The organism is Ancylobacter oerskovii, from assembly GCF_018390555.1.
Taxonomy (GTDB): Bacteria; Pseudomonadota; Alphaproteobacteria; order Rhizobiales; family Xanthobacteraceae; genus Ancylobacter; species Ancylobacter oerskovii.
Map to the genome: position 1 here is coordinate 55,195 of NZ_JAHBGB010000006.1, position 14,549 is coordinate 69,743.

Below are 14,549 nucleotides of genomic sequence, written 5' to 3' on the forward strand. Positions count from 1 at the left end.
GGAATCGGGTGATGAGCACGCAGGAAGCGATCACGGCGGGCATTCTGGTCATCGGCGACGAGATCCTCTCCGGGCGCACCAAGGACAAGAACATCGGCTACATCGCCGAATATCTCACCGCCATCGGCGTCGACGTGGCCGAGGTGCGGGTGGTGCCGGACATCGAGGACGAGATCGTCGCTGCGCTGGACGCGCTGCGCCGCCGCTACACCTATGTGTTCACCACCGGCGGCATCGGCCCGACCCATGACGACATCACCGCCGATGCGGTGGCGCGGGCGTTCGGCGTCGACATCTCGGTGAACCAGGAGGCGCGGGCCATGCTGCTGGAACGCATCCCCGAGGCCGATCTCAACGAGGCGCGGCTGCGCATGGCGCGCATTCCGCACGGCGCGACGCTGATTCCCAACAAGGTGTCGAAGGCGCCGGGCTTCCGTATCGGCAACGTCATCGTCATGGCGGGCGTGCCGACCATCATGCAGGCGATGCTCGACGAGGTGGCGCCGCAGCTGAAGACCGGCCGCGTCATGCTGTCGGAGACGGTGCGGGCGGATGCGAAGGAAGGCGATGTCGGCGGCCCGCTCGGCGAGATCGCCAGGGCCCATCCGGGCGTGTCGATCGGCTCCTATCCCTTTGCCGACGAACTTGGCCGGCCGAACACCAATCTCGTGGTGCGCTCGCGCGAGCCGGAGCTGCTCGCCGCTGCCATGGCGGACGTCAAGGCGATGCTGGCGGCGCGGGCAGGGTAGGGCGGCCGGGGCGCTGCCCCTGCCCGCCGCCGCCTCATTTGCCGGACGGGATCGCGCAGCCGTCGTCACCCTGGCCGCCGGACTGCTTGCCGCAGTCCAGATAGGTCTGGAAGTCCTTGACGCGGCGATCCGTCAATGCGCCGGCGCAGATGTTGAACTCCATCGGATTGATGCTGCCGCCGGCCGTGCTGGCCGTCGAGAGCGTGCATTCGGCGTCGCGGAAGGCGACCCATTTGCGCTGGGCGTCGACGAGCAGCTTCTTGGTGGCGTCATCGCCCTTCAGCCGGGCTGCCATTTCCCGATAGAGCTTGTTCAGCTGGTCGTCCGACCGCTTGAGATCGGCGACGGAGCATTCCGTGAGGGCCGCCTGGCTCTGCGCCTTGTCGTAACAGGCCTGGTCGGCCCATGCGGACGGCGAGGGGGCGAAGGCCAGCCATCCCAGCATGGCCGGGAGCAGGCAGGCACGGCGGGCGGAGGCGGGGGGCATGAGCGGTCTCCGAAACGCGTCGGAGCGGCAGGATAGTGCGTTCCTCTCGAATGAAGAGGTATTCGCATAAAGATCGCCAGTCGCCGCCGGCCCGTGCGCCAGTGGCGCTCAGGGCCCCGCTCCGCGGGCATCCGGCACCCCTCTCCCGGTGGCCGGCGGGTGGTATTGGCCACGGTCCGGCGTGGATCGGCGATCCGCGCCGCGCAATCCTGTTGTTTCCGCTTGTGGCCCCCTTCATCCCCGCCCCGGCACCGGCTATTGATCGCGCCGGGGAACATGCGTTCCCGCCGAAGGAGGCCCGACCATGTCCGATGACCGTCAGCAGAAGGCGTTTCCCGTCTCGTGGGACCAGTTCCACCGGGACGCGCGCGCGCTCGCCTGGCGTCTGCACGGCTTCGGGCCGTTCCAGGGGCTGATCTGCATCACCCGCGGCGGGCTGGTGCCGGCGGCGATCGTCGCCCGCGAGCTCGGGTTGCGGCTGATCGAGACCGTGTCCATCGCCTCCTATCACGACTACAAGAATCAGGGCGAAACCCTGGTGCTCAAGCCCATCGCCCAGGCGGTCATCGAGGCGGCCGGCGAGGGCGGGCGCGGTCTTCTGGTCATCGACGATCTCGTCGACACCGGCTCGACGGCGCGGCAGGTGCGCGCCATGCTGCCCAACGCGCATTTCGCCACCGTCTATGCCAAGCCGCTGGGGCGCGATGTCATCGACACCTTCATCACCGAAGTGAGCCAGGATACCTGGATCTACTTTCCCTGGGATATGGGCCTGTCCTTCCAGCCTCCCATCCGCGACGGCGTGGCCTAGAGGAGATTTTCAATGAGCGGCAATGACTTCCATGGAAATCCTCCCGAAGACGGCGAGGATGGTTACGACGAGGCCTATGAGAGCCACCGCGCGGCGCTGTGGGACATGCTGATGGCCTATGCCGACGAGCACGATCTCGCCGACGGCTTCCTGTCCGATCTGGTCTCCGATCTCGGCCTGTCGCTGCGGATGGTCGCCTATGCGGCGGAAACCGAGCGTCCCTCGGTCGGCGGCCTGCGGCTCGATCTCGACCGCTATGCCCGCGAGCTGGGTGAATCGGTGCGCGAGGCCAAGAAGGGCGCCTCCGAGTTCATCGCCGAGGCCAAGGCCGCGCGCGAGGCCGAAGGGGCCGAGGCGGAAGAGGGAGCGGCCGCCGGCGAGGCCACGGAGAGCGGCGACGAGGGCGAGGGCCTCGGCGAAGGTCTGGGCGAGGATGCGGGCGCCGAGGAGACGGCCGCTTCCGAGAAGGCCGGCGTCAGCGCCGCGCGCAGCTTTCCGCGACGTCAATAAAGCCGGCGCGGGCCTCGCAAACATGCGGCCGTTGCGGTATTCCGAGGTGTTCCGCAACCTTTGCCACAGGGCCCTTCCATGACGCCTGCCCTCATTTCCGCGATCCTCAGGTCGCCGGCCACCTTCCTGTTCGCGCGCGTGCTTCTGGTGGTGCCCTTCCTCGGCAGCGGCATCTCCAAGCTGGTCGATTTTCCCGGCGCGGTCGCGGAGATGGCGCATTTCGGGCTCAACCCGCCCTGGCTCTATGCGGTGGCCACCATCGTCACCCAGCTGCTGGGCTCGGTGCTGATCCTCGCCAACCGCGCGACCTGGCTCGGGGCCGGCGCCTTCGGCATCTTCACCGCGCTCACCATTCCGATCGCCCATCATTTCTGGACGATGGAAGGCATGCAGGCGCAGATGGAATTCTTCTTCGCGGTGGAGCACATCGCGGTCATCGGCGGCATGATCCTCGTCGCCATTCTGGGCGAGCGCACCCGCGCCGCCTAGCGGGCGCCGCCGGCGGCCTTGAGCAAGCCGGCCTCGCCATGCTCTAAGGCGGCGCGGAACCTAAAGTGACGGACATGGGAATGGCAGGAACGGCGATGGATCGCGGCGCGCGCAAGATCGATCCCAACAGCGACGTGGCGATAGCCGCCTCGGTGACTCCGCAGCCGATCGAGGAGGTCGGTGCCCGGCTCGGGCTCGATCCGCAGGTGCTGTTCCGCTACGGGCACATCAAGGCCAAGATCGCGCTGGAGGCGGTGCGACCGGCCGAGGCGCAGGCCGACGGCAAGCTGATCCTCGTCACCGCCATCAATCCGACCCCGGCCGGCGAGGGGAAGACCACCACCACCGTCGGGCTGGGCGACGCCCTCGCCCGCATCGGCAAGAAGGTCGCCATCGCGCTGCGCGAGCCGAGCCTCGGGCCGGTGTTCGGTTCCAAGGGCGGCGCCACCGGCGGCGGCCGGGCGCAGATCATCCCGATGCAGGACATCAACCTGCATTTCACCGGCGATTTCCACGCCATCAGCGCCGCGCACAACCTGCTCGCCGCCGCCATCGACAACCACATCTACTGGGGCAACGCCCTCGACATCGACGCCCGCCGCATCAACTGGCGCCGCGTCGTCGACCTCAACGATCGTGCGCTGCGCCATGTCACGGTCGGCCTCGGCGGCCCGCCCAACGGCTTTCCGCGCGAGGACGGCTTCGACATCACCGTCGCCTCCGAGGTGATGGCGATCTTCTGCCTCGCCCGTTCCTTCGAGGATCTGGAGGAGCGGCTCGGCCGCATGGTGGTGGCGCAGACCCGCGCCCGCCAGCCGATCACCGCCGCCCAGCTCAAGGTCACCGGCTCGATGGTGGCGCTGCTGCGCGATGCGTTCCAGCCCAATCTGGTGCAGACGCTGGAAGGCACGCCGGCGCTGGTGCATGGCGGACCGTTCGCCAACATCGCCCATGGCTGCAACTCGGTGGTGGCGACGCGCACCGCGCTCGGCCTCGCCGACTATGTGGTGACGGAAGCCGGCTTCGGCGCCGATCTCGGCGCGGAGAAGTTCCTCGACATCAAGTGCCGGCAGGGCGAGATCGCTCCCTCGGCGGTGGTGATCGTCGCCACGGTGCGGGCGCTGAAGATGCATGGCGGTATCGCCCAGAAGGATCTCGGCCCTTCGAACCCGGCCGCGGTCGCCGCCGGCGCCGGCAATCTGGTGCGCCACATCGAGAACATGAAGTCCTACGGCCTGCCGGTGGTGGTGGCGATCAACCGCTTCACCTCCGACACCCCGACTGAGATCGAGGCGATCGAAAAGGCCTGCGCCGCCGTCGGCGCCGAGGTGCATCTGTGCAATCACTGGGCGGAAGGCTCGGCCGGCGCGGTCGGCCTCGCCGAGGCGGTGGTGCGGCTCGCCGATGGCCCGTCCGACTTCAAGGTGCTGTATCATGACGACCTGCCGCTGGTGCAGAAGATCGAGACCATCGCCCGGCGCATCTACCGCGCCGGCTCGGTGGCCTTCGACGCCGGCGCGCTGAAGAAGCTGGCCGATTTCGAGGGCATGGGCTATGGCGACCTGCCGGTGTGCATGGCCAAGACCCAGTACAGCTTCTCCGCCGATCCCGGCCTGCGCGGCACGCCCTCGGGCTTCGTGCTGCCGGTGCGCGATGTCCGGCTGTCGGCCGGCGCCGGCTTCGTCGTCGCGCTGTGCGGCGACGTGATGACCATGCCCGGCCTGCCCTCGCATCCGGCGGCGGAGAACATCTATGTCGACGAGACCGGCTTCATCGCCGGCCTCAGCTAGGGCGGCCCGCCCGGAGGGGACGGCGGGGCGCCTGTCGAGCGGACGTGGCGAAACTGGTAGACGCACGAGACTTAAAATCTTGCGCCCTTAAAGGCTTACGGGTTCGAGTCCCGTCGTCCGCACCATCTCATCGCACCGGCGCCGCCCGGTGCTTCTGCCTCATCTGATCGTGCGCGACGGCCCGCACGGGGAGTGTCCTGATTGTTCGACCGGGATTTCGCCGCCTTCCTCTTCGACATGGACGGCACCGTGCTCACCTCCATCGCGGCGGCGGAGCGGGTCTGGACGCGCTGGGCGCTGCGCCACGGCCTCGACGTGGCGCGCTTCCTGCCGACCATCCATGGCGTGCAGGCCATCGACACCATCCGCCGGCAGGCGCCGAACCTGCCGGGCATAGACGTCGAGGCGGAAGCCGCCTGGGTGACGCGGGCGGAGATCGAGGATGTCGGCGGCATCGAGCCGATACCCGGCGCGGTCGCCTTCCTTGCCTCGCTGCCGGCCGGGCGCTGGACCATCGTCACCTCGGCGACGCGCGAACTGGCGGAGGCGCGGCTCGCGGCGGCGGGCCTGCCGCCGCCGGTGCAGATGGTCTGCGCCGAGGACATCTCGCGCGGCAAGCCGGCGCCGGACGGCTATCTGCTCGCCGCCGAGCGGCTCGGCGTCCGGGCGGCGGATTGCCTGATCGTCGAGGATGCGCCGGCCGGCATCGCCGCGGCGGAGGCGGCGGGCGGCACGACGCTGGTGATCACCCACACCCATCACCACCCGCTCGCGACGCCGCACGTCACGGTGCCGGATTATCTCGGCCTCGCCGCGACGGCCGGCGCCGATGGCCGCATCCGGCTCACCTGCCGCACGGCGCAGGAGCGGGCAGGGAAGGGCGCCGCCCCCCGCTAAGCGCGAGGGCGCGCCGGGCCTTCTCAGTCGATGCCGTCCACCGCCTTGAGGCGGGGCACGATGAAGTCGGCGAAGGCCCGCACCGCCGGCCGCAGGAAGCGCGTCGAGGGGAAGCTGAGATAGAGCTCGCTCGGCTTCACCTCATAGTCCGGCAGGATGCGGACGAGTTCGCCGCGCGCCATCTCGTCGGCGACCAGCAGCTTCTGCACCGGCCCCGGCCCGTGCCCGTCCTTGAGGCTGCGCACCAGCACCTGCCCGACATTGGTGCGCAGCAGCAGTGGCACCGCCAGCTCGATGCTCTCGCCATCCTTCACCAGCATCAGCCGGTCGCGTTCGGAAAGCGCGCCCGCCGTCGCCACCATCGGGCGGGTGGCGAGTGCCTCCAGCGTGTCGATCGGGCCGGCATCGGCGAGATAGCCGGGGGAGGCGACCAGCAGCCGGCGCACCGTGCCCACCCGCCGGGCCACCACATCCGTGCCTTCCGGCCGGCCATAGCGCAGGGCGAGGTCGAAATTCTCGTAGACGAGATCGACATTGCGGCCGTCGAGCACCAGATCGGCGGCAATGCCGGGATGGGCGCGCTGGAAGTCGATCAGCAGCGGATGCAGGCACTGCGCGCCGATGCAGGCGGGCGCGAACAGGCGCAGCGTGCCCTCCAGCCGTCCGCTGTCGCGCCGCACCCCTTCGAGGGCGGCATCGATGGAGGCGAGCGCCGGGCGCGAGGCCTCGAACAGCGCCTGTCCCTGAGCGGTGGGGCGCACCGCCCGCGCCGAACGTTCGAGCAGGCGGGCATTCACATGCCGTTCGAGATTGCGCAGGTGCTTGGTTACGGCCGGCTGCGAAATGTCGAGGTCGCGCGCCGCGCCGGTCACCGATCCCTTTTCCACGGTGCGGATGAAGGCACGCAAGGCCAAGGATAGATCCATGGGTCTCCCGGGGAATGCCATATCCCAAAGTTATGATCACAATTACATCATACCATATGGACATGATTTCCGTCATGAGGCTTTCTGCCGCCATTGTTCAGTCGAGGCTGTGGAGAATCATGCTGCTTACCCGTCGTGCCGCGCTTATCGGTGCCCCCCTGTTTCTGGCCGGTTGCGCGACGCAGGGCCGCCTGCCGGCCCCGACTGCCGCCACCCCCGTGGTCGATCCGCGCTGGGCGGCGATGTATGGCCCGGTGGAAGGCGAGCCCTTCCCGGTGCCGGCGATTGATATCTCCGAGATCGATCCGCAGTTCCTCCGGCAGGAAGTAGCCTTCCGGGGCGCCGATCCGGCCGGCACCCTCGTGGTCGATCCCAATCGGCGCTTTCTCTATCTGGTGCGCGAGAATGGCCGGGCGATCCGCTACGGCGTCGGCGTCGGCAAGGAGGAAGGGTTCAATTTCCAGGGCGAGGCGACCATCGCCCGCAAGGCTCAGTGGCCGCGCTGGACGCCGACCCCCAACATGATCGCCCGCGAGCCGGAGCGCTACGGCCCCTATCGCGGCGGCATGCCCGGCGGACCGACCAATCCGCTCGGCCCGCGCGCGCTCTATCTGTACAAGGACGGCCGCGACACGCTCTATCGCCTGCACGGCACCACCGAGCCCTATACGATCGGCACCATGGTGTCCTCCGGCTGCATCCGCCTGCTCAACCAGGACATCATCGATCTCTATCGCCGCGTGCCTGTCGGTTCGCGCGTCGTGGTGCTGCCGGCCGGGTCGCCCGGCGTCGCCTGAATCGGGCGAGCGGTCAGGATGGATCGAGGCGGAGCGGGGCAGGGGTCCCGCTCCGCCTCATTGCTTTTCGGGGCCCCCCGGGGAGCCTGCTGGCTGCCGTCTCCCGCCTGTGGACGGATGGCGGAACCCGGTTGGAAATGTCGGGGAGTGGCGGCAGGATGCCGCCGCAATCTTGCCGCCAGCCTGTCCGCCGGCGGAGGTGGAGCCTTGAAAATGCAAGGCTTTCCGAAATGTCAGCTTACCGTTTGTTTACCACGTTGTAATGTGCGCCGCATTTTCGCCGCACTCGGGCAGCCTCCTGTGGCATAAGGAGTGGGGGATCGGGTGTCTGGCCCGATGTCCCGAATGTGGGTTTGCAGCCGCCAGTATTCTCGACGTCAGCCTTCAATCGGCGTCGCGGCGATTGCCAACGGAACGGTCGGGTGCATGGGGCAGGAAGCGGCTCTGGGTCGGGGTGCCGGCAAAAAAACAGCGCGGTTTGGTTCGTCGGGCCTCTCGGGGGTCTGCCGCGTCGCGGTTCTTGTCGGGGCTGGCCTTCTGGTCGCCAACTGCACGGGTGAGAACAAGCTCACCAGCAAGATCGATCCCAAATATGGCGTGTCGGCCAGCCCGCGCGTGGTGAAGCCGGGTGATCCGGTTCCCAAGGGTGGCGGCACCTATCGCGTCGGCAAGCCCTACACGGTCGCCGGCCGCGTCTACACGCCCTCCGAGAACAGCAAGTATCGCTCCGAGGGTCTCGCCTCCTGGTATGGCGACGATTTCCACGGCCGCCTGACCGCCAATGGCGAAGTCTTCGACATGCACTCCATCGCCGCGGCGCATCCGACGCTGCCGATGCCGAGCTATGTGAAGGTCACCAACCTCTCCAACAACCGCTCGATGGTGGTGCGCGTGAATGATCGCGGGCCCTATCACGGCAACCGCGTCATCGACGTGTCCTCGCGCGCCGCCGACCTGCTCGGCTTCAAGCGCTCCGGCACCGCCCGCGTGCGGGTCGAATATGTCGGCCGTGCCCCGCTCGAGGGGTCCGACGACATGCAGCTCGCCTCCACGCTGCGGCAGGATGGGCGGCAGGTCGTCCCGACCACCATGCTGGCCTCGGCCGGCTCCGCCCTGCCGACCCGCATGGCCACGCCGGCCACTCGCGTAGCCGCCGCCAACGTGCCGCTGCCGCCGAGCCGTCCGTTCGAGCTCGGCGAGCCGAGCGCCGAGGACGTCGCCGAGGCCCCGGTCGCCGGGTCGCGGGTCGCGAGCGCCTATTCCGTCAATCCGGTGCGCGTCAGCACCCGTCCGGCGCAGCAGGCGGCGGCCGTGGTCGCTCCGCCGGCTCCCGCTCCCCAGCAGGTCGCCTTCGCGCCGCTGCCGCCGAAGCCGGCGGCCAAGCCGGTCGCGCCCGCCCGTCCCGCCGCGGTGGCCACCGCTCCGGCTCCCCGGCCGGCGGCTCCGGCCCGGCAGGTGCCCGCCACCGCGCCGGCCGCCGTCGCCCAGATGGCGCCGCAGCCGACCCAGCAGCAGGCGCTGGCCGCCTCGGGCTGGGTGGTGGGCGCGCAGCCGGTGATGAGCTATTCCCCCTCGCAGGGCAGCGCGGCGACCGGACAGGGTCTCTACTGATCCGTTCGCCTTCCACCGGCGACCGACGGCGGGGCTGATTGCCCCCGCCGGGTTCGGCTGGTAACTGTTCCGGCATGCGCGGAGGGTCGTCGAGCATGTCGTCTGGCAAGCGGTCATCGTCTGTCGCCGCCGGGCTCGGCCGGATCGGTCAGTTCGGCCTGCGTTTCGGCCCCATCGTACACCTCATCGTCCTGGTTGCGGCGTTCTCCGGCTCCCCTGCCCAGGCGCAGAGCCAGCCGCCGGTGATCGCCTCGCCGCAAGCGATTCTGGTCGATTACGAGAGCGGTACCGTGCTCTTCGAACGTGGCGCCGACACGCGCGTCGCGCCCGGCAGCATCGCCAAGATGATGACGACAGCCGTTGTTTTTCAAGAGCTTGCGGAAGGCCGGCTGACGCTCGACACCAGCTATAAGGTGAGCGAATACGCCTGGCGGCACGGCGGTGCGCCCTCCGGCGGCGCCACCATGTTTGCCGGCATCAACACGTCGATCAAGGTGTCGGACCTGCTGCGCGGGGCGATCATTCCCTCCGGCAACGATGCAACCATCATTCTCGCGGAAGGTATCGCGGGCAACGAGCTCGCCTTTGCGCAGAAAATGAACGAGGAGGCGAAGAAAATCGGATTGACCGACTCCGTCTTCGCAAATGCAAGCGGGCTGTCGGATCCGACGCAACTGACGACGGCTCGGGATATGATGAGGTTGGCGACCCATATCATTCGCCAGTTCCCGCAATTTTACACGATCTATTCCGAAGCGGATTTCCTCTGGAACAAGATTCGTCAGAGCAATCGCAACCCTCTGCTGGGCATGAGCCTCGGGGCCGATGGGTTCCAGACCGGCTATCTCAAGGAATCGGGGTTCAATCTCGTCGGGTCGGCGATACAGAACGACCAGCGCCTGATCCTGGTGATCCTGGGGGCCAAGAGCGACAAGGAGCGGGCCGAGGATGCCCGTAAGCTGTTCGAATGGGGGTTCCGCGCCTTCGAGGCCAAGCTGTTGTTCGATAAGGGACAAGTCGTTGGAGAGGCTGCGCTTTATGGCGGAGAACGTGGCGGTGTCCCCTTGGCCGGCACCTCCGCGATCCGCCTTCTGGTGCCGCGAAACGGCGCGGAGAGGATCAATGCCCGCATCCTGTATGAGGGCCCCATCGACGCGCCGGTAGCGGCGGGTACCGAGCTTGCCCGGCTGCGGGTGATGCGGGGCGACCAGCTGGCGCTCGAGGTGCCGCTGGTGGCGGCGGAGGATGTCGTGCGCGGGCCGCTCTGGCGACGGGCGCTTGATGGGGCCTATGAACTGGTTGTCGGCCTTGCCCGGCAAGGTTTCAGCAAGCTGAAGAGTGCTTATGCCCGAGCCACTTAAGTCGCGTGCGCCGCGCCGGCGCACGGCGCGTTCTCCAGTGCCGGGGCGCTTCATTACCTTCGAGGGCGGGGAGGGCGCCGGCAAGTCGACGCAGGTGCGCCTGCTCGCCGAGCACCTGCGCCAGGGGGGGCTGGAAGTGGTCACGACCCGGGAACCGGGTGGCTCGCCGGGAGCGGAAATCCTGCGTCACGTCATTCTGTCGGGTGCCGCCAAGCCTTTGGGGCCGCTTGCGGAAGCGACCCTGTTCGCCGCGGCCCGCGCCGATCATCTGGATGCCACCATCCGTCCCGCCCTGGCCGCCGGCTGCTGGGTGATCTGCGATCGCTTCGCCGACTCCACGCGGGTTTATCAGGGCGCGCTGGGACAGGTGGATATCGGCGTGCTGCGGCAGCTCGAGACGGTGACGGTCGGCGAGACGCGCCCGGACCTCACCCTCGTCCTCGACGTGCCGGCGGAGGAGGGGCTGGGGCGTGCCGCCGCCCGCTCCGGGGCGGGTGCAGATCGCTTCGAGAGCGAAGGCCTCGGCTTTCACCAGCATCTGCGCGAGGCGTTTCTCGCGCTTGCGCGCCAGGAACCGGAGCGCTGCGCCGTGATCGACGGCCGTCGCGGCATAGAGGCGGTCGCGGCCGATGTCCGGCAGGTGGTCGGCGAGCGATTGAAGCCGCCCGCAGCACGCAGCCGAGCGAGGAAGTCGCTATGAGCGAGGCCAATGCCCTGGAGGCCGATCGCTTCGGTGCCGCTCCGACGCCGCGCGCCAATCACTGGCTGATCGGTCATGACGAGGTCGAGGCGGCCATTCGCGAAGCCTGGGATGCCGGCCGGTTGCCGCATGCGCTGCTGATCGGCGGACCGGAGGGCATCGGGAAGGCCACCTTTGCCTATCGTCTTGCGCGCTTTGTTCTTTCCGGTGGGAAGGCTCCCGTCGGTACGCTGGAGATTGGTGCCGATCATCCGGTTTCGCGACAGGTGACCGCGCTTTCGCATCCCGACCTTCTCGTCTTGCGCCGGGTACCCAACGACGCCGGCAAGCTGCCGACCGCCATTCCCGCCGAGGTGGTGCGCCGGGTGCGAAGCTTCTTCGGGTCGACAGCGGCCGCCGGCGGCTGGCGGGTATGCGTCGTCGATACGCTGGACGAGATGAACGCGCAGGGCGCCAACGCCCTGTTGAAGACGCTGGAAGAGCCGCCGGACAACGCGCTGTTCCTGCTGGTCAGCCATGCCCCCGGCCGGCTGCTCCCGACCATCCGCTCGCGATGCCGCTCGCTCACGCTGCGCGCGCTGCCGCAGGATGGGGTGATGGCGGCCCTGGAACATCTTGCCGGCCACATGCCGGACCTTGCCCGCGAGCGCTTCGCCGAAGCGGCCGAGGCGAGCGATGGCAGCGTGCGCGAGGCCCTCGCGCTCCTCTCCGCGGACCGCCTAGCGGTCCGGCGCGCCACCAACGAGCTTCTGGCACAGTTGCCGCATGTCGATTCCAGGGCGTTGCACGGCCTCGGCGACAAGCTGCAGGCCGACCGCGAAGGCGGCATCGAGAGCTTCGTGGCGGCGGTTGAAAACTGGATTTCCGACCGTGCGACAGGGAGAGTGCAAAGCCCCGGCGTGCGCCTTGCACGCCTGCCGGAGGTGTGGGAGAAGGTTCGCCGCGCCGCGATCGACGCGGATGTCTACAATCTCGATCGCAAGACGTTCGTATTCCGCATCTTCGCGTCGCTCCACGAGGCGGTGAAACCCTGACCGCCGAAGGCAGGCCGCGAGGTCCGGTTGCCGCAGGATCGTGCCAGGATTACGCCTCGTGAAACCCGCCTTCTACATCACCACGGCCATCGACTACCCGAACGGCGCGCCGCATATCGGCCATGCCTATGAGAAGATCGCCACCGATGCCATCGCCCGCTTCAAGAAGCTGGACGGCTACGATGTGTTCTTCCTCACCGGCACCGACGAGCACGGGCTGAAGATGGCGCAGACGGCGGAAAAGCAGGGGCTGACGCCGTTCGACTGGGCGACGAAAAACTCAAACCGCTTCAAGGCGATGGACGAGTTGCTGCGGGTCGACTACGACCGCTTCATCCGCACAACCGACGCGGACCATATCGCCGCCAGCCAGGCGATCTGGCGGCGCATGGCGGATAATGGCGACATCTATCTGAGCGCCTATTCCGGCTGGTATTCGGTGCGGGACGAAGCCTACTACGCCGAGGACGAGACCACGGTGAACGCCGACGGCGTGCGGCTCGGTCCGCAGGGCACGCCGGTGGAGTGGACCGAGGAGAAGAGCTACTTCTTCCGGCTGTCCGCCTATCAGGAGAAGCTGCTCGCCTTCTACGAGGCGCACCCGGATTTCATCCGCCCGGACAGCCGGCGCAACGAGGTGCTGAGCTTCGTGAAGGGCGGGCTGCAGGATCTCTCGATCAGCCGCACCACCTTCTCCTGGGGCGTGCCGGTGCCTGATGATGCCGAGCATGTGATGTATGTGTGGGTCGATGCGCTGACCAACTACATCACCGGCGTCGGCTTCCCGGACGATTCCAGCGAGCCATTCAAGCGCTTCTGGCCGGCCGACCTGCACGTCATCGGCAAGGACATCATCCGCTTCCACGCGGTCTATTGGCCGGCCTTCCTGATGTCGGCCGGCCTGCCGGTGCCGAAGAGCGTGTTCGCGCACGGCTTCATCCACAATCGCGGGGAGAAGATGTCGAAGTCGGTCGGCAACGTCATCGACCCCTTCGACCTCGCCCAGGCCTATGGCGTCGACCAACTGCGCTATTTCCTGCTGCGCGAGATCCCGTTCGGCCAGGACGGCTCCTACAGCCACGAGGCTATCGTCGCGCGCACCAATGCCGATCTCGCCAACGATCTCGGCAACCTCGCCCAGCGCTCGCTGTCGATGATCGCCAAGAATCTCGACGGCGTGCTGCCCGAGCGTGGCATGCTCTCGCCGGAGGACGCTACCATGCTGGCCAGCGCCGACGGCATGCTGTCGGCGGCTCGCAACGCCATGGACGAGCAGCAGATCCATCATGCTCTGGCGGCGATCTGGACGGTGGTGGCGGATGCCAACCGCTATTTCGCCGCCTCCGCGCCGTGGGAACTGCGCAAGAGCGCGCCGGAACGCTTCGGTACGGTATTGTGGACGACCGCCGAGGTGATCCGCCAGGTGGCCGTGCTGGCCCAGCCCTTCATTCCCGATAGCGCAGCCAAGCTTCTGGATCTGCTCGCGGTTCCCGGCGATCGCCGGGACTTCGCGGCGCTGGGGGAGGGCGGGCGTCTCGCGGCGGGCACTCTCCTGCCCGCTCCCGCGCCGGTATTCCCGCGCTATGTCGAGCCTGAGGCGTCTGCGGGCTGATGATCGTCGACAGCCACTGCCATCTCGATTTCCCTGATTTCGCTTCCGAGATCGACGCGGTGGTCGCGCGGGCGCGCGCGGCCGGCGTCGGCCGGATGGTCACGATCGGCACCCGGGTGCGCCGCTCGGGCGAGGTGAGGGCGATCGCCGAGCGTTTCGAGGATGTATTCTGCTCGGTCGGGACGCATCCGCACAATGCCGGGGAGGAGCGCGACGTCACCCTCCCCGAGCTTCTCGCCGCCGCCGATCATCCCAGGGTGGTGGCTATCGGCGAAGCCGGGCTCGACTATCACTACGACACCGCTCCACGCGACGATCAGATGGCGGGCTTTCGCCTGCATATCGCGGCGGCGCGCGAAACCGGGCTGCCGCTGGTCATCCATGCCCGTGAGGCGGATGCCGACGTCGCCCAGGTGCTGGAGGAGGAATACGCCAAGGGGGCTTTCTCCTTCGTGTTGCATTGTTTTACGGCCGGGGCCGAACTTGCGCGCCGGGCCGTGGCGATCGGTGGCTACGTGTCCTTCTCGGGCATTCTGACCTTCAAGAGCGGTGCGCCGCTGCGGGAGATCGCCGCCGCCTTGCCGGCCGAAAGGCTGCTGGTCGAGACGGATGCTCCCTATCTTGCGCCCAATCCCTGGCGCGGAAAGCGCAACGAGCCTTCTTATGTCGTCGAGACGGCGCGTATACTGGGCGAGACGCGCAACCTCGGGGTCGAGGCCATCGCTGCGTTGACCACCGAGAACTTCTTCCGACTGTTCTCCCGCGCCCATTGAGA

15 protein-coding genes and 1 tRNA gene are annotated in these 14,549 nt (G+C 68.2%); 14 read left to right on the forward strand and 2 right to left on the reverse strand.

From position 1 onward, the window contains the following. Window positions 1-11: 11 nt before the first annotated feature. Window positions 12-749, forward strand: a complete 738-nt coding sequence (locus KHC19_RS05540) for a competence/damage-inducible protein A (protein ID WP_213351321.1) — start codon at window positions 12-14, stop codon at window positions 747-749. 34 nt (window positions 750-783) lie between these two features. On the opposite strand, the gene KHC19_RS05545 is transcribed toward KHC19_RS05540, so the two are convergent. Beyond that, complete coding sequence (locus KHC19_RS05545; protein WP_246548274.1) at window positions 784-1,236, reverse strand: lysozyme inhibitor LprI family protein; 453 nt, start codon at window positions 1,234-1,236, stop codon at window positions 784-786. Between the two features lie 304 nt (window positions 1,237-1,540). Here KHC19_RS05545 and gpt point away from each other — a divergent pair, with 304 nt between their 5' ends. From gpt to KHC19_RS05575, 6 genes are all read left to right on the forward strand, one after another. Beyond that, a complete protein-coding gene (gene gpt, locus KHC19_RS05550; protein ID WP_213351322.1) occupies window positions 1,541-2,047 on the forward strand; it encodes a xanthine phosphoribosyltransferase in 507 nt (168 codons plus the stop codon). Between the two features lie 12 nt (window positions 2,048-2,059). Then, window positions 2,060-2,557, forward strand: a complete 498-nt coding sequence (locus tag KHC19_RS05555) for a hypothetical protein (protein ID WP_246548276.1) — start codon at window positions 2,060-2,062, stop codon at window positions 2,555-2,557. A 78-nt stretch (window positions 2,558-2,635) separates the two neighbouring features. Then, window positions 2,636-3,046: a DoxX family protein gene (locus tag KHC19_RS05560; protein WP_213351323.1), complete on the forward strand. Its 411-nt coding sequence runs from the start codon at window positions 2,636-2,638 to the stop codon at window positions 3,044-3,046. Window positions 3,047-3,126: 80 nt separating this feature from the next. Then, window positions 3,127-4,836, forward strand: a complete 1,710-nt coding sequence (locus KHC19_RS05565) for a formate--tetrahydrofolate ligase (RefSeq protein ID WP_246548278.1) — start codon at window positions 3,127-3,129, stop codon at window positions 4,834-4,836. Between the two features lie 38 nt (window positions 4,837-4,874). After that, window positions 4,875-4,961, forward strand: a tRNA-Leu gene (locus KHC19_RS05570). Window positions 4,962-5,037: 76 nt separating this feature from the next. Next, window positions 5,038-5,733, forward strand: a complete 696-nt coding sequence (locus KHC19_RS05575) for an HAD-IA family hydrolase (RefSeq protein ID WP_246548281.1) — start codon at window positions 5,038-5,040, stop codon at window positions 5,731-5,733. Window positions 5,734-5,756: 23 nt separating this feature from the next. Here KHC19_RS05575 and KHC19_RS05580 read toward each other — a convergent pair whose 3' ends face one another. Beyond that, window positions 5,757-6,659 carry a LysR family transcriptional regulator gene (locus tag KHC19_RS05580; RefSeq protein WP_213351324.1) on the reverse strand — a complete coding sequence of 301 codons (903 nt, stop codon included), beginning with the start codon at window positions 6,657-6,659 and terminating at the stop codon, window positions 5,757-5,759. 119 nt (window positions 6,660-6,778) lie between these two features. Here KHC19_RS05580 and KHC19_RS05585 point away from each other — a divergent pair, with 119 nt between their 5' ends. From KHC19_RS05585 to KHC19_RS05615, 7 genes are all read left to right on the forward strand, one after another. After that, window positions 6,779-7,456: a L,D-transpeptidase gene (locus tag KHC19_RS05585; RefSeq protein ID WP_213351326.1), complete on the forward strand. Its 678-nt coding sequence runs from the start codon at window positions 6,779-6,781 to the stop codon at window positions 7,454-7,456. A 426-nt stretch (window positions 7,457-7,882) separates the two neighbouring features. Then, window positions 7,883-9,067, forward strand: coding sequence for a septal ring lytic transglycosylase RlpA family protein (locus tag KHC19_RS05590; protein WP_213351328.1), 1,185 nt, complete (start codon window positions 7,883-7,885; stop codon window positions 9,065-9,067). A 95-nt stretch (window positions 9,068-9,162) separates the two neighbouring features. Then, window positions 9,163-10,428 (forward strand): D-alanyl-D-alanine carboxypeptidase family protein, encoded by a 1,266-nt coding sequence (locus tag KHC19_RS05595; protein ID WP_213351330.1) that lies wholly within the window; start codon window positions 9,163-9,165, stop codon window positions 10,426-10,428. Next, on the forward strand, window positions 10,412-11,128 hold the full coding sequence (tmk, locus tag KHC19_RS05600) for a dTMP kinase (RefSeq protein ID WP_213351332.1): 717 nt from the start codon (window positions 10,412-10,414) through the stop codon (window positions 11,126-11,128). Before KHC19_RS05595 ends, tmk begins: the two co-directional genes overlap by 17 nt. Continuing rightward, the gene (locus KHC19_RS05605) at window positions 11,125-12,162 is read left to right on the forward strand and encodes a DNA polymerase III subunit delta' (protein WP_213351333.1); all 1,038 of its coding nucleotides are present in this window, start codon (window positions 11,125-11,127) and stop codon (window positions 12,160-12,162) included. The genes tmk and KHC19_RS05605 overlap by 4 nt, the downstream gene beginning before the upstream one ends. Window positions 12,163-12,220: 58 nt before the next feature. After that, a complete protein-coding gene (gene metG / locus KHC19_RS05610; RefSeq protein ID WP_213351335.1) occupies window positions 12,221-13,774 on the forward strand; it encodes a methionine--tRNA ligase in 1,554 nt (517 codons plus the stop codon). Further along, window positions 13,774-14,547, forward strand: a complete 774-nt coding sequence (locus KHC19_RS05615; RefSeq protein WP_213351337.1) for a TatD family hydrolase — start codon at window positions 13,774-13,776, stop codon at window positions 14,545-14,547. The genes metG and KHC19_RS05615 overlap by 1 nt, the downstream gene beginning before the upstream one ends. Window positions 14,548-14,549 lie beyond the last annotated feature (2 nt).